The organism is Sphingomonas sp. (genome assembly GCF_036269755.1).
In the GTDB taxonomy this organism is placed as follows: domain Bacteria; phylum Pseudomonadota; class Alphaproteobacteria; order Sphingomonadales; family Sphingomonadaceae; genus Sphingomonas.
Map to the genome: position 1 here is coordinate 402,037 of NZ_DATBDV010000004.1, position 23,837 is coordinate 425,873.

Annotated in this window: 22 protein-coding genes and 1 tRNA gene; 6 read left to right on the forward strand and 17 right to left on the reverse strand. The window is 64.7% G+C overall.

Features of this window, described 5'->3' with window-relative positions:
- The first annotated feature begins 31 nt into the window (after positions 1 to 31).
- From VH326_RS04325 to hflX, 4 genes are read left to right on the forward strand one after another with little or no spacing between them, the layout of a single operon-like run.
- Positions 32 to 2,308: a sensor histidine kinase NtrY-like gene (locus VH326_RS04325; protein WP_329630562.1), complete on the forward strand. Its 2,277-nt coding sequence runs from the start codon at positions 32 to 34 to the stop codon at positions 2,306 to 2,308.
- Positions 2,305 to 3,675, forward strand: a complete 1,371-nt coding sequence (locus VH326_RS04330) for a sigma-54 dependent transcriptional regulator (RefSeq protein WP_329630563.1) — start codon at positions 2,305 to 2,307, stop codon at positions 3,673 to 3,675. The genes VH326_RS04325 and VH326_RS04330 overlap by 4 nt, the downstream gene beginning before the upstream one ends.
- Positions 3,676 to 3,712: 37 nt before the next feature.
- Complete coding sequence (gene hfq, locus VH326_RS04335) at positions 3,713 to 4,294, forward strand: RNA chaperone Hfq (protein ID WP_329630564.1); 582 nt, start codon at positions 3,713 to 3,715, stop codon at positions 4,292 to 4,294.
- A complete protein-coding gene (gene hflX, locus VH326_RS04340; protein ID WP_329630565.1) occupies positions 4,291 to 5,583 on the forward strand; it encodes a GTPase HflX in 1,293 nt (430 codons plus the stop codon). Before hfq ends, hflX begins: the two co-directional genes overlap by 4 nt.
- Position 5,584: 1 nt before the next feature.
- Here hflX and VH326_RS04345 read toward each other — a convergent pair whose 3' ends face one another.
- Genes VH326_RS04345 through VH326_RS04395 form a run of 11 tightly spaced genes read right to left on the reverse strand, consistent with a single transcriptional unit; the run spans position 5,585 to position 15,373 of the window.
- Complete coding sequence (locus VH326_RS04345) at positions 5,585 to 6,133, reverse strand: NAD(P)H-dependent oxidoreductase (RefSeq protein ID WP_329630566.1); 549 nt, start codon at positions 6,131 to 6,133, stop codon at positions 5,585 to 5,587.
- Between the two features lie 31 nt (positions 6,134 to 6,164).
- Positions 6,165 to 6,968 carry a nucleoside triphosphate pyrophosphohydrolase gene (gene mazG, locus VH326_RS04350; RefSeq protein ID WP_329630567.1) on the reverse strand — a complete coding sequence of 268 codons (804 nt, stop codon included), beginning with the start codon at positions 6,966 to 6,968 and terminating at the stop codon, positions 6,165 to 6,167.
- 39 nt (positions 6,969 to 7,007) lie between these two features.
- A complete protein-coding gene (locus VH326_RS04355; protein ID WP_329630568.1) occupies positions 7,008 to 7,607 on the reverse strand; it encodes a retropepsin-like aspartic protease family protein in 600 nt (199 codons plus the stop codon).
- Entirely contained in the window at positions 7,604 to 8,374 is a 771-nt protein-coding gene (locus VH326_RS04360) for an MBL fold metallo-hydrolase (protein ID WP_329630569.1), read from the reverse strand. The genes VH326_RS04355 and VH326_RS04360 overlap by 4 nt, the downstream gene beginning before the upstream one ends.
- Positions 8,371 to 9,150, reverse strand: coding sequence for a TatD family hydrolase (locus VH326_RS04365; protein WP_329630570.1), 780 nt, complete (start codon positions 9,148 to 9,150; stop codon positions 8,371 to 8,373). Before VH326_RS04365 ends, VH326_RS04360 begins: the two co-directional genes overlap by 4 nt.
- On the reverse strand, positions 9,147 to 10,682 hold the full coding sequence (gene metG, locus VH326_RS04370; protein WP_329630571.1) for a methionine--tRNA ligase: 1,536 nt from the start codon (positions 10,680 to 10,682) through the stop codon (positions 9,147 to 9,149). Before metG ends, VH326_RS04365 begins: the two co-directional genes overlap by 4 nt.
- A 38-nt stretch (positions 10,683 to 10,720) precedes the next feature.
- Positions 10,721 to 11,683, reverse strand: a complete 963-nt coding sequence (locus VH326_RS04375) for a DNA polymerase III subunit delta' (protein ID WP_329630572.1) — start codon at positions 11,681 to 11,683, stop codon at positions 10,721 to 10,723.
- Positions 11,680 to 12,309 carry a dTMP kinase gene (gene tmk / locus VH326_RS04380; protein ID WP_329630573.1) on the reverse strand — a complete coding sequence of 210 codons (630 nt, stop codon included), beginning with the start codon at positions 12,307 to 12,309 and terminating at the stop codon, positions 11,680 to 11,682. The genes VH326_RS04375 and tmk overlap by 4 nt, the downstream gene beginning before the upstream one ends.
- Before the next feature lie 2 nt (positions 12,310 to 12,311).
- Complete coding sequence (locus tag VH326_RS04385) at positions 12,312 to 13,466, reverse strand: D-alanyl-D-alanine carboxypeptidase family protein (protein WP_329630574.1); 1,155 nt, start codon at positions 13,464 to 13,466, stop codon at positions 12,312 to 12,314.
- Positions 13,467 to 13,497: 31 nt separating this feature from the next.
- Entirely contained in the window at positions 13,498 to 14,334 is an 837-nt protein-coding gene (locus VH326_RS04390) for a septal ring lytic transglycosylase RlpA family protein (protein ID WP_329630575.1), read from the reverse strand.
- A complete protein-coding gene (locus VH326_RS04395; RefSeq protein WP_414714245.1) occupies positions 14,318 to 15,373 on the reverse strand; it encodes a lytic murein transglycosylase in 1,056 nt (351 codons plus the stop codon). The genes VH326_RS04390 and VH326_RS04395 overlap by 17 nt, the downstream gene beginning before the upstream one ends.
- A gap of 93 nt (positions 15,374 to 15,466) precedes the next feature.
- Here VH326_RS04395 and VH326_RS04400 point away from each other — a divergent pair.
- Together VH326_RS04400 and VH326_RS04405 are read left to right on the forward strand one after the other, a co-directional pair.
- A tRNA-Ser gene (locus tag VH326_RS04400) sits at positions 15,467 to 15,556 on the forward strand.
- Positions 15,557 to 15,757: 201 nt separating this feature from the next.
- The gene (locus tag VH326_RS04405; protein ID WP_329630576.1) at positions 15,758 to 18,502 is read left to right on the forward strand and encodes a putative bifunctional diguanylate cyclase/phosphodiesterase; all 2,745 of its coding nucleotides are present in this window, start codon (positions 15,758 to 15,760) and stop codon (positions 18,500 to 18,502) included.
- A 40-nt stretch (positions 18,503 to 18,542) separates the two neighbouring features.
- Here the strand turns inward: VH326_RS04405 and VH326_RS04410 are convergent, their stop codons facing one another.
- From VH326_RS04410 to bamA, 6 genes are all read right to left on the reverse strand, one after another.
- A complete protein-coding gene (locus VH326_RS04410; protein ID WP_329630577.1) occupies positions 18,543 to 18,878 on the reverse strand; it encodes a PilZ domain-containing protein in 336 nt (111 codons plus the stop codon).
- A 103-nt stretch (positions 18,879 to 18,981) separates the two neighbouring features.
- Positions 18,982 to 19,212: a 50S ribosomal protein L31 gene (gene rpmE, locus VH326_RS04415; protein ID WP_329630578.1), complete on the reverse strand. Its 231-nt coding sequence runs from the start codon at positions 19,210 to 19,212 to the stop codon at positions 18,982 to 18,984.
- Positions 19,213 to 19,319: 107 nt separating this feature from the next.
- The gene (locus VH326_RS04420) at positions 19,320 to 20,015 is read right to left on the reverse strand and encodes a hypothetical protein (protein WP_329630579.1); all 696 of its coding nucleotides are present in this window, start codon (positions 20,013 to 20,015) and stop codon (positions 19,320 to 19,322) included.
- Complete coding sequence (fabZ, locus tag VH326_RS04425; RefSeq protein WP_329630580.1) at positions 20,015 to 20,494, reverse strand: 3-hydroxyacyl-ACP dehydratase FabZ; 480 nt, start codon at positions 20,492 to 20,494, stop codon at positions 20,015 to 20,017. Before fabZ ends, VH326_RS04420 begins: the two co-directional genes overlap by 1 nt.
- Positions 20,491 to 21,129 carry an OmpH family outer membrane protein gene (locus tag VH326_RS04430; RefSeq protein WP_329630581.1) on the reverse strand — a complete coding sequence of 213 codons (639 nt, stop codon included), beginning with the start codon at positions 21,127 to 21,129 and terminating at the stop codon, positions 20,491 to 20,493. Before VH326_RS04430 ends, fabZ begins: the two co-directional genes overlap by 4 nt.
- Positions 21,129 to 23,801 carry an outer membrane protein assembly factor BamA gene (gene bamA / locus VH326_RS04435; RefSeq protein ID WP_329630792.1) on the reverse strand — a complete coding sequence of 891 codons (2,673 nt, stop codon included), beginning with the start codon at positions 23,799 to 23,801 and terminating at the stop codon, positions 21,129 to 21,131. The genes VH326_RS04430 and bamA overlap by 1 nt, the downstream gene beginning before the upstream one ends.
- Positions 23,802 to 23,837: the final 36 nt, after the last annotated feature.

Below are 23,837 nucleotides of genomic sequence, written 5' to 3' on the forward strand. Positions count from 1 at the left end.
TTCGCCACGGTGGCGTTGTAATCCTGCAACGATGAGTGGTGACGCGTCCCCTGCCGATCCCCCGCGTATCGGGGATCGGCGCCTGCGGATCACCCCAGCGATCGAGCTTGGGGTGCTGGCGCTCGCGGTGGCGGTGGCGGTGGGTAGCTACTTCGTCGTGCGCGGCGGCTCCGCACCGCAGCGGCTGCTGACGCCACCACTCGTGGCATTGCTGTTGATCGTCAACCTCGCCCCTTGCGTCGCGCTAATCATGTTGTTTGGCCGGCGCATCGCGAGACGGCGCGCTATCACGTCAAGCGGGGGAAGCCAAGGCAGCCTCCACGTACGGCTTGTCGCGCTGTTTTCGGTCATCGCGACGGTTCCAACGGTGCTGGCGGTGCTCTTTGCGGCAGTGATGTTCCAGTACGGTGTCCAGTTTTGGTTGTCTGGCCGCGTCAGCGGACTGCTTCAGAATGCTACTACCCTTGCACAAGAATCATACGAAGCCACGCTGACGCGTTGGAATAGAGAAGTTGTAACTGCGGCCGGCGATATTGCCAGCCATTTTGGCGATTTAAAGAAGACATCCGATTCTGCCGTTCTACTGAAGGAGCGAGATTCAGAATTTGGCATGTCGCTTCCGCAGTATGTCGGAAATCAACTTTACTACCGTAATCTTAATGAAGGAGCAATTTTCTCAATAAAGAATGGGAGTATTGCGGAGTTTATCGCTAGGTTTGATCCTCACGGAGATGTTGCTCGTCAAATCGATCCGATCGCGCTGTCATCCCTTTTGAAAGGGGAGAGCAGTATCGTTACCGTAAGCAATAACCGAATTAAAATTCTAACAATGATTCCTGGTAGTAAAGGAATTTTTCTTTACGCCGGTGTGATCAACGATGCTTCGCTCATTGATAGACAGGCGAAGCAGATGCAGCGCGTATTTTCCGACTTTAAAGCTCTTCAGGCACGCGCCCGCGCACTCCAGCTTCAGTTCAACGCCGCCTTGTTCGTCGTTGCCCTGCTGATCGTCGGGATCGCGGTATGGATCGCTTTGGTCGTGGCAGACCGCTTGGTCCGCCCGGTCGGTGAAATGGTCGCCGCGGCGCGACGAGTTGCCGAGGGCGACCTGAGCGCGCGCGTGCCCGATCCGCGCACCGACGACGAGGTCGGAATGCTAGCCAACGCGTTCAACACGATGACGGGCCGGCTCGAGGAGCAGACCGGCGCGCTCGAAAGCCGCCGCGCGCTTATCGAGGCGGTGATGTCGGGGGTCAGCGCAGGGGTCGTTTCGGTGTCGGGAGACGGCGCGATCCGCCTTATCAACGCATCGGCCGCCGAATTGCTCAAGATTGACGAGCCCAAGGCCGTTGGTGCGCCGCTGTCGAACATAGCGCCCGAACTGGCTGATTTGCTGTCGGGCGACGTGCGCGAAGCCGTCGTGCAGCTGACCGCCGGCGGCGAGTCGCGGACGCTCGCCGTGCGGCTGACTGCCGATGAGGACGGTCGCGTGCTGACGTTCGACGATATCACGCAACAACTGCTCGACCAGCGCCGCGCCGCCTGGTCCGATGTCGCGCGGCGGATCGCCCACGAAATCAAGAACCCGCTGACCCCGATCCAGCTCGCTGCCGAGCGGCTCCAGCGGCGTTACGGCAAGACGATCGACGAGAAAGACGGCGTGTTCGCGCAGTTGACCGACACGATCGTGCGCCAGGTGGGGGACCTGCGGCGGATGGTCGACGAATTCTCGTCGTTCGCGCGGATGCCCAAGCCGGTATTCCATCAGGAGTCGCTGATCGACCTGTCGCGCCAGGCGCTGTTCCTGCACGAGGTCGCACATCCGGCGATCCGCTTCGCGCTCCACGCGCCCGACGCAGTGCCGCTGATTTGCGATCGCCGCCAGATCGGCCAGGCGATGACCAACGTCGTCAAGAACGCGGTCGAGGCGATCGAGGCGCGCGGCGAGGGCTTGGCTGGCGAGATCAACGTTACGCTTCGCCGCGAAACGCCCGATGCTTACCATTTGACCGTCGAAATCGCCGATGATGGGATCGGCCTGCCGGTCGAGCGCGACCGCATCGTCGAGCCGTACATGACCACGCGCTCGCGCGGCACGGGGCTCGGGCTCGCGATCGTCAAGAAGATCATCGAGGAACATTGCGGCACGATCGCGTTCGGCGACCGCCCGGGCGGCGGGACGATCGTCACCATAGTGTTCGACACCGCCGCCCTCGAGTCGATGCTCGACGACGCCGACGTCGCGAACGACAGCAACCCAGGCGATGGCGGCCTCGCCATCCTCACTCGAACCGGACGCAAACCATGAGCCTCGACATCCTCGTCGTCGACGACGAGCAGGATATTCGCGAACTCGTCGCCGGCGTCCTCCAGGACGAAGGGTATGAGACTCGCGCCGCGGGCGACAGCGACGCCGCGCTCGACGCGATCGCCACGCGCCGCCCGAGCCTCGTGCTGCTCGATGTCTGGCTGCAGGGCTCGCGGCTCGACGGGCTCGATCTGCTCGACGAGATCAAGCGGCGCGATCCCTCGATCCCGGTGCTGGTGATTTCCGGTCACGGCAATATCGATACCGCGGTCGCCGCGATCCGCCGTGGCGCGGTCGACTTCATCGAAAAGCCGTTCAACGCCGACCGGTTGCTGCTGATGGTGGCGCGCGCCACGGAGACCGAGCAATTGCGCCAGGAAGTGGCATCGCTGCGCGCCTCGGTCGGCCGCGATACCGATCTCACGGGCAATTCCGCCGCGATCAACACGGTGCGCGCGACGCTCAAGCGAGTCGCAGGGACCGGCAGCCGCGTGCTGATCATGGGCGCCGCCGGCGTCGGCAAGGAAGTCGCCGCGCGATTGCTCCACAGCTGGAGCCAGCGCGCGCAGGGGCCGTTCATCATCGTCAGCGCTGCGCGGATGACTCCTGAGCGAGTCGAGGAGGAGTTGTTCGGGATCGAGGAGCATGGCGACTTGGTTCGTCCCGGCCTGCTCGAACAGGCGCATGGCGGAACGTTGTTCCTCGACGAGATCGCCGACATGCCGATCGCGACGCAAGGCCGCATCCTGCGCGTGCTGACCGATCAGGCGTTCACGCGCGTGGGCGGGCAACGCATCGTCAAGGTCGACGTCCGCGTCGTCTCCGCGACCGCGCGCGACTTGACCGCCGAGATCGCCGAGGGAAGGTTCCGCGAGGATCTGTACTACCGGCTCAACGTCGTTCCCGTCCCGATTCCGCCGCTCACCGACCGCCGTGAGGACATTCCGGCGCTCGTCGAGCATTTCGTCGCGCATTACGCCTCGGAGCGCCGCGTGCCGACGCCCGAGGTCGCCAACGACGCCATGGTGGCGCTGCAGAGCTATGAATGGCCCGGCAACGTCCGCCAGCTCAGGAACGTGGTCGAGCGTACGATCATCCTCGCGCCGGGCGACCGCATCGGGCGGATCGACGTCGACCTGTTGCCCGCCGAAGTGCTCGGCGGCAACGGCGATGCGGCCGGGGCTTCGGCGATGATGGGCGCGCCCTTGCGCGAGGCACGCGAGACGTTCGAGCGCGAGTATCTACGGGTCCAGATCCGGCGTTTTTCGGGCAATATCTCGCGCACTGCGACCTTCATCGGCATGGAGCGGTCGGCGCTGCACAGAAAGCTCAAGCTGCTCGGCATCACCGACAGCCGCGAAGACTGACTTGCATCGCTAGACGCGGCGGCTGCGCCACCATACATTGCGGACGCGCGCGCCGGATGGGCGAGCGTTTCGGACGCCGGAAACCGGCGCCGCGCGGGGTACGTCCCGCCAAGACCAAGGACCGATAATGGCCGACAAGCAGACCTCGCTCCAGGACCTGTTCCTCAACGCGTTGCGCAAGGCGAAGACTCCGGTGACGATGTTCCTCGTCAAGGGCGTCAAGCTCCAGGGGATCGTCACCTGGTTCGACAATTTCAGCGTGCTGCTGCGCCGCGACGGCCAGAGCCAGCTGATCTACAAGCACGCCATCTCGACGATCATGCCGTCGAACCCGATCGACATCGCCGCGATCGTCGATGCCGTGGGCGAAGCGCAAAAGAAGCAGCCGTTGTTGCAGGAGATATTCCTCAACGCAGTGCGTAAATCCGACGACAGCGTGACGATGTTTCTCGTTAATGGCGTGATGCTTCAGGGACACATTGCGTCGTTCGATCTGTTCTGCATGCTGCTGGAGCGCGAAGGCATGGCGCAGTTGGTCTACAAGCACGCCGTCTCCACGATCCAGCCGGCACGTCCGCTAAATTTGGCTGAAGATTCAAGCGATTCGATAGAAGATTGACGACAGGATTTGAACGCGATCGCGACGACTTCGCCCGTGGGGCGAGGGCGATCGTGGTCTTGCCCGACCAGGGTAATGCGAGCCGCGATGCCGATGCCCGGCTCGCGGAAACGGCGGGGCTTGCCATGGCGATCGGCGTGGAGGTGGTCGAAAAGATCGCGTTCCGCGTACGGGCCCCCAAGCCGGCGACGCTGATCGGATCGGGACAGGTCGAGCAGCTCGCCGCGCAGGTGCGTATGGAGGAGGCGGGGCTGGTCGTGTTCGACGCCGCGCTGACTCCCGTGCAGCAGCGCAACCTTGAGACTGCGCTCGAGGCCAAGGTAATCGATCGCACCGGGCTGATTCTCGAAATCTTCGGGGAACGCGCGGCGACCGCGGAAGGGCGGTTGCAAGTCGAGCTCGCGCACCTCGATTACCAGTCCGGGCGGTTGGTGCGCAGCTGGACTCACCTCGAGCGCCAGCGCGGCGGCTTCGGCTTCCTCGGCGGCCCCGGCGAAACGCAGATCGAGGCGGATCGGCGCTTGATCCGCGACCGCATGGCGCGGTTGCGCAAGGAACTCGGCCAGGTCAGCCGCACGCGCGGACTACATCGCGACCGGCGCCAGCGTGCGCCTTGGCCGGTGATCGCGCTGGTCGGCTATACCAACGCTGGAAAGTCCACGCTTTTCAATCGCCTGACCGGTGCTGACGTCATGGCGGAAGATTTGCTGTTCGCGACGCTCGACCCGACGTTGCGGCAGATCTCCTTGCCTGGCATCGACAAGGCGATCCTGTCCGACACGGTGGGATTCGTGTCCGATCTGCCGACGCAGCTGGTCGCCGCCTTCAAGGCGACGCTCGAGGAAGTCGTATCGGCCGACCTTCTCATCCACGTCCGTGACATTGCGCACCCCGACAGCGAAGCGCAGCGCGCCGATGTCGAAGCGGTGCTGAGCGAGATCGGCGTGTCCGACACGACCCCGCGGTTCGAGGCATGGAACAAGATCGACCTCCTCGGCGGCGACTCGCGGGAGGGAGCTTTGGCCGAAGCCGAGCGCCGCGACGATGTCGTTGCGATCTCGGCGATGAGTGGGGAAGGGGTGGACGATCTGATCCGGCAGGTCGCCGCCAAGCTGACCGCGAGCCACCGCCGCTTCACGATCACGCTCGACGCGGCCGACGGCGCAGGCGCGGCGTGGCTGCATCAGCATGGGGAGGTTCTATCGCAACAGGTCGAGGGGGATTCGGCGATCTACGACGTCCGGATGGCTGCGCGGGATCACGAGCGGTTTGAGACGAGGCGCGTCTAACTTATGCATTATCCAGCAGCTCGACGGCGAGTTGTTCAACACCCAGGAGCTCGCTTGCGCTGAGAGAAGCGCCGTCGACAGCTCGGAGATAAACGGCGCGACGCCATCGCATGCCAAAATAGGCCGCGGTGCGAGCAAAGGGCTGTTCAAAGCCAGGCGGCAAGCTCTCGTCGGCGCCGGTCGCCAGCACCCATAGGTCGCGGCCGGCCAATTCCCGGCCAATGCGTCGGCTCTCCTCATCGGCAAACAGGTCGGTGAGACGATCGAAAAATGTCTTCAAGACACCGCTCATGGCGTACCAATAGACCGGCGTGGCAAACACGATGTCGCGATGGCGCAACATCAGTGAAATCAACGAACGGAAGTCGTCCCCCGTGTGGGCATGCCCATAACGGAAGGAATCGATCCGCTGCGTTGCCAAGTCTACATAGGTCGCGCGGTCGCCCAGCATCTCGCATAGGTGGCGGACAGCCTGCGCGGTGTTTCCGTCGCTACGCGCGGAGCCCGAGATGATCAGCGGGGATGTCGCTGGTTCCGGGGTGCTGGACATGCGCGGATAGGTCAGCAGACGCTCCCGATGGTCAATCCGCGGCCGAACAAGTCGGCCGCATCGGATCTGCATCGCCCTTCACGCGCTGCCAAAGCGCCTCCTGTGCCTCAAGATCAAGTGTAGGAAACGTCTGTCCGGCCGCAGCTTCCATCCCCTTGAAGCGCCGCTCGAATTTTGCGCTCGCCCCACGCAGCGCCGCCTCCGCGTCCACCTCCAATTTGCGCGCCCAATTCACCACCGCAAAAAGCAGGTCGCCAATCTCTTCCTCACGCTCAGCGTCGGTCGTCGCGGCTTCGATCTCGGCGATCTCTTCGTCCACCTTGGCGCGCGGGCCGCTGGTGTCGGGCCAGTCGAAGCCGGTACGCGCGGCACGCTTCTGAAGTTTCTCTGCCCGGAGCAAGGCGGGGAGCGCGATCGCCACGCCGTCGACCGCGCTCTCATGGCCCTTGGCACCCCGCTCTTCGGCCTTGATTTGTTCCCACAGGTGATGACCGCCTTGGGCCCCGCCGCCGAAGATGTGCGGATGGCGGCGCTCCATCTTGTCGCAGATCGCCGCGACGACGTCTGCCAGCGCGAAGTCGCCGGCTTCCTCGGCGATGCGACTGTGGAACACGACCTGGAGCAACAAATCGCCAAGTTCGTCCTTGAGGTCAGCCATGTCGTGACGCTGGCACGCGTCGGCGACCTCATAGGCTTCCTCGATCGTGTACGGCGCGATGGTCCCGAAGGTCTGAGCGGTGTCCCATTCGCAACCGCTTTCCGGATCGCGCAGCCGTGCCATGATCGCCACCAAGCGCTCGATATCGGCAGGGGGGTCCTTGGAAGGCTCGCTCATCTCGCATATCCAAGAGTGATAATATACATTATGTAAAGCTCATGTCGGTTGCGGCGTGAGGACGAGCATGCGCCCCTCCACCCGCCACGATTTGAGTTTCGACAGGAAGTTCATCCCCAACACGTCGGTTTCGCCGAACTCAGGCGCAACCACGACGCCAAGGTCGCTCGCGGTGATGCCGCCGACGCGAAGCGTCGCAACGCGTGCCGGGTATGCCTTTACCATGCCGTTCGCGGTGTCGATCACTTCGGGCAGCGATGTGTCGACCTCGAGCTTTGCGGCGGCTGCCGTCCCGTCCGACAGCGCCGTGGTGGTCGCGCCGCTGTCCACCAGCATGCGTCGCTCGACCCCGTTGATCATCGCTCGTGCGTAGAAATGACCGTCTTCCGCCATCTGAATGCGCGTTTCATTGCCGGCGACGGATTGATCGCGCCCGTAAAACAGTTCGTGCGCGCCCGAGACCAGCCATGCGTTGCGGTTGACCAACGCCACGGTCACCAGACCGGTCGCGATGATGCCGACCCAGGCCAGCGCCATCACCGCGACTCGGCCAAGCGGCATCCGCCGCGCGAACAGCGCGGACAGCGGCAGGATGAGGAGCAACGCGTAATAGATGCCGTTGCCGGTCTGGTTGCTCATCCGCCCACCTCGAATTCCAGGCCGTCATGTCCCGGCACCACACCGGGCGGCAGCTCGGCGAGCAAGCTAGCGTAATCCATCGACTGGTCGAGATGCGTCAGCGCGGTTCGGTGCGGCGCGAGCTCGGCGATCCATGGCAGCGCTTGTGCGAGGTGCGGATGGCTGGGGTGCGGATGGCGCCGCAGGACATCGACGATCCAGACGTCCACATTCTGATATAGCGCACGCATATCATCGGTCATCATGTTGAAATCGGTTGCATATCCGATTGCACCGCCCTCGGCTTCGAACCGCAATCCGGCCGAGACGATGTTGGCGTGCGGCTGATCCACGACGCTGATCGCAATGTCCCCAATCGTCAGCGCGTCGGGCAGAAGCTCGAGCGTCGCGGTCGGCGGATAACCGTCCATGCCGGCGAACACATAGTCGAAGCGCCTCTGCAGGATCCTCGCCGTCGCCGGCCTGGCCAGACCGCGCACCGGCGCGCGCATCGCATGATAAAGCTGTCTCAGGTCGTCGATGCCGTGCGTGTGATCGGCGTGGTCGTGCGTCCAGATCACCGCGTTCACGCTGCCCACATCGGCAGCGAGCAGCTGTTCGCGCACGTCGGGCCCGGTATCGACCAGGATCCGCGTCGTCGCCGTCTCGACCAGGATCGACGCGCGCGTGCGCCGGTTGCGCGGGTCGGATGGATCGCACGCGCCCCATTCATTGCCGATCCGCGGCACCCCCGACGACGTCCCGCAGCCGAGGATACGCACCTTCATGCGGCAGTCTTGCCGAACAGTTTGTGGAAATTGGCGCGTGTCGCATCGGCCAGCTCTTCCGCGTCATCGCCCCGCAGATCGGCCAGGAACCGACAGGTATCGGCGACGAACGCCGGCTCGCCGGCCCTGCCGCGGTGGGGGACGGGGGCGAGGAAGGGAGCGTCGGTCTCGATCAGCAGCCGGTCGAGCGGCAAGCGCGCGGCAGTCGCCTGCAGATCCTTGGCATTCTTGAACGTCACGATGCCCGAGATCGAGATATAAAGCCCCAGTTCCAGCGCCTTGTCTGCAAATACTCCGCTCGCGGTGAAGCAATGGATGACGCCGGGAAACGCCCCCTTCCCCATTTCGTCGGCTAGAATCTCGATCGTGTCCTCCTCGGCGTCGCGCGTGTGGACGACGATCGGCAGGCCGGTTTCTCGACAAGCGGCCAAGTGCACGCGAAAGCTCGCCCGCTGCCGCTCGCGGTCGGAATGGTCGTAGTAATAATCGAGCCCGGACTCGCCGATCCCAACGACGCGGCGGTGTGCCGCGCGCTCGACCAGCTTGGCGGTGTCGACGTCGGGGTGCTGGTCGGCCTCGTGCGGATGGATGCCGATCGTTGCCCAGACGTCGGGCTGCGCTTCGGCGACCGCGATCACGTCGTCCCATTCGCGCTCGCGAGTCGAGATGTTGAGCATCGCCACCACGCCGGCACCACGCGCGCGCGCCAGCACGTCGGCTTGCTGCTCGGCCAAGCCTTTGTAGTTGAGGTGGCAATGGCTGTCGGCGAGCTTCATGCCGCGGCCATTTCCAACCGCGGAAATACGCCGCTCGGTGCCGGAAGCGCGGTACCGCTGGAGATCGGCCGCGTCAGCGCGTCGAAATTGCGCGCCTCCGTCCCCTGACCGAGCAGATCGAGCAATTTGTCCGCGCTCTCCGGGATTGTCCAGCGCGCCATGATCGCGATGCGCCGCACTGCCTCGGCCGCGTAATAGAGGATCGTGTCGGCACGCCCCGGATAGGTCTTGCGCACGCTCCACGGCGCCTGGTCGGCGAAATACTGGTTGGCATCGCGCGCCGCCGCCCAGATTGCCTCAAGCGCATTGTGGATCGCGAGCTCGCCCATCGCCGCGTGCATCTCGACCTCGGCCGCTTTGACGCTCTCGACCAAGGCTTCCTCGGCGGCCGTGGCTTCGCCCGCCGCCGGGACCTTGCCGTCGCAATTCTTGGCGATGATCGACAGGCAGCGTTGCGCGAGGTTGCCGAGATTGTTCGCGAGATCCGCGTTGCACCGCGTGACGATCGCTTCCTCGGAATAGCTGCCGTCCTGGCCGAACGACACTTCGCGCAGCAGGAAATAGCGCAAGGGATCGACCCCGAAGCGGTCGGCGAGCTCGATCGGATCCGTCACGTTGCCGACCGACTTCGACATCTTCTCGCCGCGGTTGAGAAGGAAACCGTGGCCGAACACCTGTTTGGGCAGCGCAATCTTCGCGCTCATCAGGAAAGCCGGCCAGTAAATGGCATGGAATCGCACGATATCCTTGCCGATCAAATGCAGGTCGACCGGCCAGTATTTGCCGAGCGGGCCGGTGAGGTCGGGATAGCCGATTCCGGTCAGGTAATTGGTCAGCGCGTCGAGCCACACGTACATGACGTGCCCCTCGCTGCCCGGCACCTTCACCCCCCAGTCGAAGCTGGTGCGCGACACCGACAGGTCGTTGAGCCCACCCTCGACGAAGCGCAGCACTTCGTTGCGCCGCGCCTCGGGCTGGATGAAATCGGGGTTCGCCGCATAGAAATCGAGCAAGGGCTGCTGGTATTTGCTCAGGCGGAAGAACCACGTTTCCTCGGCGGTCCATTCGACCGGCGTACCCTGTGGCGAAAGCTTTTCGCCCCCCTCGCCCGGAACCAATTCCTTCTCGTCGTAGAAGGCCTCGTCGCGGACCGAATACCAGCCTTCGTAGCGATCGAGATACATATCGCCGGCGTCCGCCATTGCCCGCCAGATCGTCTGGCTGGCAATGTGGTGGTCGGGATCGACGGTGCGAATGAAGCGATCATATGACACGTTAAGACGGTCAGCCATCGTTTTGAAATAACCAGACATCTCGTCGGCCAATGCGCGCGTCTCGACGCCGCGTTCGCGCGCTGTCTGGACCATCTTCAACCCATGCTCGTCGGTGCCGGTCTGAAACCGCACGTCGCGCCCCGCCTGGCGGTGGTAGCGCGCGATCGCATCGGCGGCGATCGCCTCGTAGGCATGCCCGATATGCGGGCGACCGTTGGGGTACGAGATCGCAGTGGTGATGTAATAGGGTTCGGCCATCGGCTTGCCCTAGAACATCGCGGCGGGGGTTTGAAGGCTCAGCGGCGGTTCGCCAGCGAGGCGACGATCCCGCCCATTTCGAACACCGTTCCCTGTGCGTCGAGCGACAGGCCGAGCGCGCTCGCGGCGAGATTGCGCGCGGCGTCATAGGCGTCGAGTGCGGAGCGCAATGCCTCGCCGCTCCGCGTCCGTGCATGGTCGGCGATAAAGCGCGGGGCGCGGTCGAGAAACGCCTCGTAGCGCGGTTGCGCTGCCTTGAGCGCGAGCGAGCTGGCAAGTTGCGCGCGCACCGCGTTGGTGGGATCGCCCTCGGCCAACGTCGTCAGCGCTTTGTCGAGCCCGCCGATGTCGAGCCCCGCCATCGCCAGCGCCTGCGCGGGCGACCCCTGCCCCACGCGCACCAGCTCGTCGATCTCGCTCGCCGCGGCGCCGGCATCCGTGAGCGCCGCGCGCATATCGGCATCGTCGAGCGCTTCGAACCGCAACAGACGGCATCGCGACCGGATCGTCGGCAGCAATCGCCCCGGTGCGTGGCTGACCAGCAGGAACACGGTCCCCGCGGGAGGCTCTTCCAGGTTCTTGAGCAACGCATTGGCGCCGTTGCGCTCAAGGTCGTCGGCCGAATCGATCACGACGACTCGCCGATCCGAATAGGTCGGCTTGACCCCCAGGAAATGTTCGAGCGCGCGCACCTGCGCAACGGTGATGCTGCGCGCGAGACCCTGGTCGGGCTTTTTCTCGTCCTTGGGCAAGCGTTCGAGCTTCTTGAAGTCGGGATGCGATCCGGCGTCGATCAAATGCTGCGTGCGGTCGTTTTCCCGGATGGAAAAGTCATCGGGTTGACCAGCGCCGGCAAGAATCCGGCGCGCCGCTCGCATGGCGAAGCTGGCCTTGCCGACCCCCTCCGGCCCCGCGAACAACCAGGCATGGTGCAACGAGCCACCTTCGAGAGCGGCCGAAAACGCCTGTCGTGCCAGTGCATTACCGTAGAGTGACGTCATGGCAGCAGGTCGGCGATCTCGACCAGCACCGCTTCCGCCACGGCGTCGGCAGCGGCACTCGCGTCGATCAGCCGTACGCGTTCCGGTTCGGCCGTGGCGAAGCGCCGGAACGCGCTTGCGACGTCGTCATGGAACGTTCGCTCGCGCGCCGCGAAGCGATCCGCCGCCGCACCGTCGCGTACCGAAGCGCGGCCGGCGCCGATCTCCGGCGGCACTTCGAGCACCAAAGTGCGATCGGGCAGCAACCCGCGCGATCCGAAGCCGTGCAGCGCCATCACCGCCGCGTCGTCGATCCCGCCGGCCACCCCCTGATACGCGCGCGACGAATCGACATAGCGGTCCGAAATCACCCAGGTACCGACGCCGATCGCCGGCTGGATTACCTTTTCGACGTGATCCGCGCGGGCTGCCGCGAACAGCAATGCTTCGGTATGCGCGCTCCACCGGCCCACCGCCCCCGTCATCAGCAGCTCGCGGATCGCCTCCGCGCCGTCGCTGCCGCCCGGCTCGCGCGTGGTGATCACCTCGACGCCACGCGCGCGCAACGTCTCCGCCAGGCGGCGTACCTGAGTCGACTTCCCCGCGCCCTCTCCGCCCTCGATCGACAGGAAGCGGCCGCGAGTCATGCTCAGCCGAACAGCTGCATCAAGCCCGCCCAGGCGCGGCCGAAGAAACCGGCCTGGCCGACATCCTTGTCGGCGACCAGCGGGAAGCGCTGATCGGCCATGCCCGGCGTCTTGACGATCAGGTCGGCGACATGGTCGCCCGCCTTGATCGGCGCCTTGAGCGGACCGTCATAGACGACGCTTGCGGTCATGTTGGGATTGCTGCCCGACGGCACCGTCACCGCCAGATTGTCGGCGGCGACCAGCCCCACCGTGCTCGACGATCCGAGCTGGACGTCGGCGGTCGCGACTTGCTTGCCCTTGGAAACGATCGGCTTGGCGCTCCACGCCCCGAAGCCCCAGTTCATGAACTTGATCGATTCTTCCTTGCGATGATTGAAGCTGTCGAGCCCGGCGATCACCAGGATCAAGCGGCGTCCGTTTTGCATCGCCGATCCGACGAAGCTATAACCGGCCTCGTCGGTATGCCCGGTCTTGAGCCCGTCGGCACCGGCGACATTACCGAGCAGCGGATCGCGATTGGCCTGGTCGATCGCTTCGCCCTTGCCCAACGTCTTGCCCCAGGTGAAGTTCGGCAGGGCGTAATAGCGTTTGTAGAGATCGGGGAAGTTACGGATCGTCGCTTCCGCCAGCTTCTCCATGTCGCGCGCCGAGACGTAGGTAACGCCATTGTCGGGCCAGCCGTTCGACGTTCCGAAATGGCTGTTGGTCAGACCGAGCTTCTTCGCCTCGTCGTTCATCCGGTCGGTGAACGCCTGCTCCGTCCCCGAAATCCCCTCAGCGATCACCACGCAGGCGTCGTTGCCCGACAGCGTCACGATGCCCTTGAGCAAATTGTCGACGCTGACGTTCTCGTTGACCGACAGAAACATCGTCGATCCTTGGCCGTGCCATTTGGTCCAGGTTTCCGGGCGCACCGTGAATTGCTTGTCGGCGCTCAATTGGCCGTGCTTGATCATGTCGAACACGACATAGACCGTCATCATCTTGGCCAGCGAGGCCGGCGGCATGCGGCGATCGGCGTCCTTCGAATAGAGCACCGCGTTCGACGACAGATCGACCATGTAGGCGACTGGCGCGGGCGTCTGGAATTCGGGCATGGCGAAGGCAGGTACGGCGAGCGCGAGCGCGGCGGCGAAAGCGATGATCTTTTTCATGGGGTAACGCGATCCGTAACTTGGGGGTACTTCAGTCCTCGCGGACGACACGAGCATCGCCATAGCCGCGCGCGGCGGCGGCGTCACGCGCTTGCGCCGCCTTTTTGGCATCCGCGAACGGTCCGGTTCGCACGCGCCACAGCGACTTGAACGGCGATGCGGTGCCGCCCACGCCTTTGGCGACCGCAGTCGCGCGATCCTTGCTGCCGAACGCAGCGATCTGGACAAAATAATGACCGGTGATGGCTGGTGCGCTGGCCGGTGGCGGGGAGGCAGGTGGCGACTTCGGCGACAATAAGGCGCGGGGTGGCCGAGTGACCGGGCTAGTCGCCACCGCGATCTGAGGCGGGTTCGCGACACTTGGCTGCCCCGAAAGCTGAGCGCGCAGTCCGGTGAGCAGTGCCGGCGGCGTATCGAGCCGATCGGATGCCTGTTGCCCGTTCCTCAACGCATTCTGGTCCGCCGGCGTCGGCGTCACACGGCGCACCCGGACCGCAACGCGGCTGTCGAGCCCCAGCGCCTTGGCCGCAGCGGGCGACAAGCCGATCAGCAACCCGTCCTGCGTGGGTCCACGATCGGTGACCGTCACCAATATCGTCCGCCCGGTATCGAGTGACGTCACCTCGACGAACGATCCGAGCGGCAAGGTGCGGTGCGTGACGGTGAAGCCCGACGAATTGCCCCCCGCCTCGCCACTCGCATAGCCGACCTGGTCGTACCGATCGGGCGATCGATCCGATGTCCCGCTCGGCGCATTGCTCGGCGGTGGGCCCCCCGCTGCTGGATCGGACGGGCGATCCTGCGCCGCCGCGCTTCCCATCACGCACATGCCGACCACCAAGGCGATCGCCTTATTGTTCAACCGCATCCGCCAGCAACCCCACGCTTAACGCATAAAAATTGGAGCAATTGTAATCGAGAATGACTCGGTAATTTCCGGTCAGCAAGTAGGCGGTCTGCCCCGGCCCGTCGGGCTCGATCAGCGCGGCCTGGACGGTATCGGCGGGCCACGGCTTGTCGAGCGAGGCGAAACCCATCGCGCGCCATTCCCCCATGCTCCGCCACACGCTCTGCCGCGCGAACACACGGGGGCAGCGCGGCGAGATCAGCTTGGTCGCCATCGATTCGCGATCGAACCCGGCTGGCACCGCCACCGCGATCCCCCACGGCTGGCCGCGCCGCCATCCGGCGTTATAGAAATAATTGCCGATCGACGCTAAGGTATCGGCATCGCTGTTCCAGATGTCCGCGCGGCCGTCGCCATCGCCGTCGCGCGCGAGGCGCAAATAGACTGAGGGCAGGAATTGCGGCCCGCCCATCGCCCCCGCCCAGCTGCCGACCAATTGGCTCCGTGCCACGCCGCGGTCGACCATCTTCATCATCGCGATCAGCTCGCCCTCGAAAAGATCGCGGCGGCGCCCGTCATAGGCGAGCGTCGCGATTGCACGCGGCAAGTCGAAATTGCCCATCACGCGGCCGTAGCTCGTCTCATGCCCCCAGATCGCGACCATGATCGATTCGGGAACGCCGGTCTCGGCTTCGATCCGCGCGAGATGGCGGCGCTCGGCGAGATACTTGGTGCGCCCCATCGAGATTCTCGCCGAATCGACATGCCTGCGCAGATATGGCGCGAACGGTGGGCCGGCGCTGTCGGTTGGATTAGCGGGATTGCCGCCAGGCTGGCCGTGATCGAGTTCGACGACGCGCGGGTTGAAGGTCAAGCCGGCGAGCACCTGATCCGCCGTCCCCGGCCGCACGCCTTTGGCGATCGCCCGAGCGCGGACCTGCTGAAGATAGGATTGGAATCCGACCTCGTCCTGCGCGTTCGCCGCGCTCGATGACAGCCACGTCGCGGCGGTCAGCATCATCGCCGCCACCATCCCACCGATTACGCCCCGAACTCGCATCGTGCGACCGTGCCACAGTCGAGCGCCGCCGTGAATCCCCAGTCGTCGCACGACTTGCACAAATCGCCGCCCTTCCCCAAAGCGCGACGCCGAGGAGAGGTGGCCGAGTGGTTTAAGGCAGCGGTCTTGAAAACCGCCGTGGGTGGAAGCCCACCGTGGGTTCGAATCCCACCCTCTCCGCCACCGCGCAGCGCGCGAAGATTTAGGGAAGCTAAATCCACGTCGCGCCAGCACGGCCGGCGCCGCAGAGCGGCGTTCGACGACGTGGCTTTGCCGCGGCGCACGGCGAGCCGCTTTACTCGGCTTTAAGAGCGCGATGCTACGCGTGCCTGTGGGGATAGTCCGGATCCGGAATATGTCGGGGTCCGGTTGGGCAACATAACCATGCGCAAGAGTCGATTCGCGGCGATCAGTGAGCCCGCCGCGGGCGTGCGCGACCTGAACTATGTCGACGTTTTCCTGTTCGACCTGCGTCCGGCGCGACAGCCCGACGACGAGCGCATCGCCAACGAACGCATCCGCGGGCTTTCCAACACGGGTCCCTACCTGCTCGCATCGCACCTCATCTGCGCGATCGTCCTGGCCATCCATGCGTTTCGGTCGGGGAGCGACAACCCGCTGGCGGTAACGCTGCCGTTGCTCGGCGTCGTCGTCCTCGCGGCCCTGTCCACCCTGCTCAACCGCCGCCGTACCAAGCAAATGCGCCCGCATCAGGTCGTCCGGCTGTGGGGCGCGTTCACGGTATCGATCGGGGCGTTGTGGGGCATGGTCATCGCGTACGGCCTTCCGGCGGGCGCGGACGCCGTCCCGCCCATCATCAGCGCATCGTTGCTCGGCGCGTTCTGCCTTACCGTCGCAGCGTTCGTATCGGTGCCGAGCCTGTTGTTGATCAGCTACGCGGCGGCGGTCGCGTCTTTCCTGCTGTTTTCTCCCAATCCGCAGATCCTCGGCCTGCTCGCAGCTTTCGGCGGGTGCTTGCTTGGCGCAAGCATCTTCAGTGCCCGCGGCGCGCTCATCGCCGCCGGGCGCCAGCTCGCCAACGAATACCAGGCGCAGAAGGCCGCGCGCTTCGTCGCCGAATTCGAGCAGAGCGGCCGCGGCTGGTTCTGGGAGACCGACGCGAACGGCGCGCTGACCTACGTTTCGACTCAACTTGCCGACGATTTGAAGAGCAATGCCAGCGACCTGATCGGCACGCAGTTCGTCGATCTGCTCGGGGTCGATGCGGGCAGCCGCGCCGCCGACAGCGAGTGCACGCTCGGGTTCTATCTCTCGGCGCGCGTGCCCTTCGCCGATGCGACGGTGAAGGCGAAAGCGCAGGACGACATCTGGTGGTCGCTGTCGGGAACCGCGCATTTCGACGATTATGGCCGATTCCTCGGGTTCAGCGGGATCGGAACCGATTTGACCGAGCAGCGGCTCGCGGAAGCCGAGATCAATCGGCTCGCGCGGTATGACGCGCTCACCGGCCTTCCCAATCGCACGTTGATGCGCACGACGCTCGAGGATGCGCTGAACGGCATCGAGAAGCAGAAGAAGGGCTGCGCGCTCTATCTGATCGATCTCGATCGCTTCAAGAACGTCAACGATACGCTGGGTCATCCGGTCGGCGATTCGCTGCTCAAGCAAGTCGCGGGGCGGCTTACGTCCGTCGTCGGCAAGGACGGTCAGGTCGGCCGGCTCGGCGGCGACGAATTCCAGGCGATCTTCCCCGCGATCGATTCGGAACAATATCTCGGCACGCTGGCGAAGCGGCTGATCGAGCAAGTCTCGCAGCCCTATCAGATCGACGGCCACACCATCTCGATCGGTGCGTCGGTCGGCATCTCGATCGCGCGCAGCCAATATCAATGCGCCGACGCGCTGATCCGCGACGCCGACCTCGCGCTTTACGCGGCAAAGGATGACGGGCGCGGCACGTTCAAGCTGTTCTCCCCCGACATGCACAGCGACGCGCAGGAGCGGCAGGGACTCGAGCGCGATCTGCGCGTCGCGATCGAGCGTGGCGAGCTCAAATTGCTCTACCAGCCGGTCGTGAACACCGTCACCGAGGAAGTGGTCGGGTTCGAGGCTTTGGTCCGGTGGGTGCGATCCAACGGCCAGGCGATCCCGACCGAGCAGTTCATTTCGCTGGCCGAGGAATGCGGGCTGATCATCGCGATCGGTGAATGGGTGGTCCGGACCGCGTGCATGGAAGCCGCGAAATGGCCGTCGCAGATCCGCATGGCCGTGAACATCTCGCCGATCCAGTTCGCCAGCCCCGGCCTGGTCGCAACGGTGATGAGCGCGCTCGCGGCCGCCGAACTCGAGCCCGAGCGGCTCGAGCTCGAGATCACCGAAGGCGTGTTTCTGTCCGAAGAAGCCAATGTCGACGAAACCTTCCGCAGGCTCAAGGCGGCGGGCGTGCGTCTGGCACTCGACGATTTCGGGACCGGGTATTCGAGCCTCGGCTACCTCAAGCGCGCGCCGCTCAACAAGATCAAGATCGACCAGAGCTTCGTTCGCGGCGCCGCCGCCACCGGCAGCACCAGCGAGGCGATCCTGCGCTCGATCATCTCGCTGGCGCAAAGTCTCAAGATGGACACCACCGCCGAAGGCGTAGAGACGCACGACGACCTCCGGCTGATCCGCCAGCTCGGCTGTTCGCAGGTGCAGGGCTATATCTTCGGCAAGCCGATGGAGGTCGAGGAAGCGCGCGCGCTTGCCTGCTCGGTCGAGGCGGTCGCCGCGAAGGGCTTCGAAAACGCCCGTGCGCCGCGCTACAGCTTGATCCGCACCGCCAACGCCCAATGGAACGGGATGACCTTCCCGGTGCGCATCCGCAACATCGCGATTGGCGGGGCGCTGCTCGAATCGAGCCGGGAGTTGCCCGACGGCGCGCAGATCCAGCTCGACATTCTCGATTGCGCGGTGCTCGGCGCCGACGTGCGCTGGTCGCGAAACGGCAAGGTCGGCGTCCGCTTCGATCGTCCGTTCGATCTGCGCGCGCTCGGCCCGGTACAACGGGCAAAGGAGCCTGGGCGCAGCGTGTCTGCGGCGACGCCCACCACGCAACCCGGCGCCGCGTCCGCGGAGCAGACGCGTTTCACGCCGGCGGACCTGAACCGGTCGAGCGCGGGACGGCGGTAAAAATTGATTTTCGGTTCGACGGACGCCGCTTTGGCTGTCGTCAGTGTCGTCCGGCCTCCAACAGCGCCTCGAACTGCGCCTCGCCGATCGCCTCGTTGAACTGGCAGCCTGCCTGGAAATCGTCCGCCCACCGCACGGTCGCGGCAACCTGCCCTACCCCCGGCAACGTCAGCCAGATCACCGAATCCTTCTTCAGCGCCGAATACGAGCTGATCCGCGCACCTTCGCGCGACAAATCGGTCACGCGGCACGACGTGCGGTCGAGCCCGCCGCGGCCGAGCTTGGCGTCGAGCGACACCGGCGCACGCACGCTCTTGCGGCGGCCGATCACGGCGGGTTCGTATTCGGCGCGGATGTCGGTTTGCTGCGGTTCCATCGCGGAAATGCTAGGCGGCAGATGCCTAACGCCGCGTTAAGCTCGCGTAGAAACGCCGCGCTCCGGGGTGCGGAACGCGGCGTCGAAGATGTGCGCTTCGCGCTTACTTCTTGGTGAGATTGAGCCCGCCGAACCGCTTGTTGAAGCGCGCCACCTGGCCACCCGCATCGAGCATCTGGCCACGGCCGCCGGTCCAGGCCGGATGCGACAGCGGGTCGATCTCGAGCGTCATCGTGTCGCCTTCCTTGCCCCAGGTAGAGCGAGTTTCGTACACGGTACCGTCGGTCATCTGGACCTTGATCATGTGGTAGTCGGGGTGCGTATCGGCTTTCACGATTAATTCCTTGGACAAAGCCGCCGGTTTCCGACCGGCAGCGAAGGGCGCGCGCCTAACAGAGGGGGCCGCGGAGTGCAAGCGCAGGCCCGTGCCGGTCGCGACGATCAGCCAATCGGTCGCGGCCGGGTGGTCGTCGGCTTGAGCCGCACGGTCATGCCGAAGGCCGACTTGACCACTTCGGCCAGGTGACAGTCGCCGTCATATCCCATTCGGTCGATCGAGTGCAGTGCGTCGCCGCGATAGCGTCGGCGCGGCGTTACCCTGATCCCGCCCGCGCCGAAACCGAGCATCTCACCGTCGTCGATTCGCTCGACCGCCATGTCCGCGAGGTCGAGATCGGCGATCGGGGGTAAAAAGCCCGTCGCGGTCGCGGCGACGCACCGGGTCGGCGCGAACATGTCGTAGTTGAACACCCTGACGTTTGGCGGCAACGCAAGGCGTCTAACCTGTCGACCGGCACGCGTCGTGCGTGTCACGACCGCCACCGTCCCCTCGATCACCGCATGGATGTCGGTCCATGCGCCATCATCATCGATCTGCTCGGCGATATCGCGGGCGCCGGAATTGTCCCGTCTGGTCGTGATCCGATCAGTGACGCGGCGCACGGCCCTGCCTGGCATGTGGACGGCGAGCTCGCGGTAATCGGTTACGACCAGTCCGTCCAAGGTGCCGCTCGTCTCCGTGTAGCCATAGCCAATCGCCTTGCCGCTCTCGTCGGCGATCGACCAATAGAGGTTGGGATCGGCCGCGGCCGTCGTAACCAGTGCGATCGGCGCCAGCAGCAACGACCGCAGGCGCATCACTCGCTCGGTGGGTCGGCGATCATCGCGGTGAATTCGCATTCGGTCGCGACCTCACCGTCGAGCATCGCTTTGCCGGCGAACTTGCACACGCGGCTGCGTTTCTGGACGAATTCGACTTCGAGGCGGAGCAGGACGCCCGGCTCGACCGGCTTGCGGAATTTCACGCCGTCGATCGACATGAAATAGACCAGCTTGCCCGACCCCGCGAGGCCGAGACTTTCGACCGCGAGCACACCGGCTGCCTGCGCCAGTGCCTCGACTTGGAGCACGCCGGGCATGATCGGTCTTCCCGGGAAATGCCCCTGGAAGAATTCCTCGTTCATCGACACCGCCTTGATCGCGGTGATCGACCGGTCCGGAATCAACGATTCGACCCGGTCGACCAGCAGCATCGGGTAACGGTGCGGCAGCGCCGCCAGAACCCGCTTGATATCAAGCGGGCCGAGGTCGGTCGCTACCGCGGCGTCGTCGTTCACCGGCCGCGACGCGGCGTGGTCGGTGTGGGAGCCGGCACGGTCGGCGCAGGCGCGGTCGCACCTGGCGCGGGGGCCGCCTGCGGCATCGGGGTCACGCTGATCGACGGCAGCTGAGCGTTGATCTGCGCCAGCACGTCGTTGGTGATATCGACCGAATCGGCATTCGCCAGCGTCGAATTGCGCGCCATGACGATCAGCGCGCCACGCTGTCTCAGAAGCGCGTCCGTGATCGGGCCGAGCTTTTCGAGGATCTGGCGATTGATGTTCTGCTGGATCGACTGGAGACGCTGCTGGGTATTGTTGAGTTCTCCATTGGCGCTGTTTTCCTGCTGCTGGAACGCAGTGACGCGAGCCTGTAGCGCGACATCCGGCGCCTTGCCGTTTAGCGCCTTGATCGAAGCCTCGAGCGGCGCACCGGCGGTCTCCAACTGCGTGCGCAGCGTCTGCGCGCGAGTCTGCGCCTGCTGGACCATCGTCTGGAACTGGCCGCCTGCGACCTTGCACGCATTGCATTCGCTGCCGACGCGGTCGATGTCGACGACGAGCACCGAAGGCGCGGTTTGCGCCAGCGCGACGGCCGGCGCGACGAGGGCGGCGGCGGCGATCGCCGCGCCGATAAGCTTCTTGTTGGTCATCAGAATTGGGTTCCTACGTTGAAAGTGACAAGTTTGGTGTCGTCGCCCTTGGAATGGAGCAACGCTTTCGCGATATCGATGCGCAACGGCCCGAACGGCGAATTCCAGTTGACGCCGAACCCGATCGACAAGCGGGGACGCGGCGTGTCGCCGACGAAGCGCTCGAGGAACGGTTGCGTGGTATTGGACAGCGCGTTGTTCGGCGAAACGCCGTTGCAGGCGCCGCTGGCATCGGGAAGCCCGGCCGCACAGGTCGTCGTCCCAAAGGTGCCGTCGGCGAGGGCGTAGCTATAGAGCGCGTTACCCGACGAGTCGGTGATCGGCGTCACCAGCGGATCGACGATCGTCTTGCCGGTGGTCGGGTCGACATGTGTCGGAAAAGTGGCCGTGGGCAACGGTCGGGTCACACCGAACACCGCGCCGACGTCCATGAAGATCGACGGCCGCAGACCGAGTTCACGAATGCCCGCCCCCAACGGCGGCTCGAGCTCGAACCGCACCAGGTAATATGCGCGCCCGCCAAGCGCGTCGTCGACGATCTGGTTCTTGTCGGTCTGGAGGACCTGATTGCCGTTGGCGTCGTTGATGTACGCAATGCGCTGAACGCGCGGGCCGACGCCGCGGATGTCGAACCCGCGGATCTGCGGCTCGCCAAGATAGAAGCGGTCGGTGATGCGCACCTTGTCGATGCCCGCGCCGCGGCTCTTTTCCAGGCTCGCGATATAGCCGCCTTCGGCGGAAATCGAGAAGATGAAGCCCTTGGCGAAGTTCCAATATTTGCTCGCTTCGAACCGGGTGCGGATATAGCGCACATCGCCGCCCAAGCCGGCAAGATCCTGGCTCAGCACCAGACGCTGCCCAGCCGTCGGCCGCAACCGGCTGTTGAGGCTGTCATAGACCAGCGAATAGCCGATCGTGGAACTGGTGCGCTTGCCAATCGCCTCGCAGAGATAGCGTCCCGCCTTGAGCGGGTCGCAGACCCCCCCGGTGAAATAGGTCGCCTGGTCGAGCCCGACATTGTCGAAGGTTAGCCCGTACCGTCCCGACAACGACAGATATTCGGTCAGCGGAACACCGGTCCGGACCTGGAAGCCCGTGGATACCTGCGAATAAGTGGTTTGGCGCTGGTCGCCGAGATAATTGAACGAGTTGTAATCGCGACGGAACAGATCGACGCCGAGCGCGATGTTCTTGTCGAACAGATACGGTTCGGTGAAGCCGATCTGCGCGGACTTGGAATAGATCGAATAATCGATGTTCGCGCGGAATTCCTGACCCTTGCCGCGGAAATTGCGCTGGGTGAGCCCGGCCTGAATGATAAAGCGCTCGAGGCTCGAATAGCCAGCCGACAGCGACAATTCGCCGGTCGGCTTCTCCTCGACATTGGCCTCCAGCACGACCCGGTCGGGCGCCGAGCCCGGGGTCTGCTTGATCTCGAACTTGTCCTGGAAGAACCCGAGGCTGTTGATGCGGTCCTGACTGCGCTTGACTTGGAAGCTGTTGAACGCGTCGCCTTCCGCCAGCCGGATTTCGCGACGGATCACCTTGTCCTGCGTGCTGCGGTTGCCGGTCACGTCGATCCGCTCGACATAGCTCCGTTTCGCTTCGGCGATGTGGAAATTGACCGACATCGTCAGCGTGTCCGGGTCGCGCTGGTAATCGGGGCTGACGTCGGTGAACGCATAGCCGAACAGCCCGGTGGCCTGGTTCAGCGAATCAACCGAATCCTCGACCTTCTTGGCGTCGAACCACTCGCCCTTCTTGACGGGCAAAGTCGCCGCCAGCCGCGTGTTGTCGAAATCGCGGATGTCGCTGTCCACGGTCACGTCGCCGAATTTGTAGCGCGGCCCTTCCTCCACCACGTACGTGATGATGAAGTCCTTTTTGTCGGGCGTCAGCTCGGCGACCGCCGAGGTCACGCGGAAATCGGCATAGCCTTGCGTCAGGTAGAACTGGCGCAGCTTCTGCTGATCATATGCGAGCCGGTCCTGATCGTACGACGTGTTCGACGAGAAAAAGGTGGTCAGGCGCGCCTGCTTGGTCACCATCTGCCCGCGCAGCTTGGAATCGGAAAAGACGGTATTCCCGATGATGTTGATCGCGCGGACCTTGGACTTCGGCCCCTCGTTGATCTCGAATATGACATCGACGCGGTTCTGGTCGAGGCTGACCATCTTCGGGTCGATCCGCGCCGCGAAGCGTCCCTGGCGGCGATACAATTCGACGATCCGCGCGACGTCCTGACGGACGGCGGTGCGCGTGAAGATCTGCCGCGGCGCGAGCTTGATTTCCTTGGTGATCTTGTCCGATTTGAGGGTCTTGTTGCCCTCGAGCAGCACGCGATTGATGATCGGGTTCTCGCGGACTCGGATCGCGATGTCGCCGGTCTCGACGCCGGCAATCGAGACGTCGGCAAACAGGTCGGTCGCGAGCAGGTCGCGCAGCGCCTGGTCGAGCGATTCGTTGGTATAGGCCTGGCCGACCCGAAGCTTGGTGTACGACATCACCGTCTCGGGCTCGATGCGCTGCGATCCCTCGACGCGCAGCGACTTGATCACGCGCGTCGGCGCCACCGCCGGGCTGGTTGGCGCGGCTGCAGGCGCGGTCTGGGGTACCGCAGTTGCGGGCGCCGGCGCGATCTGCGCGGCCGCCAGGGGCACGCCGGACAGCATCGTCCCCGCCAATAGCGCGGTGGCGGCGCGCGTTCC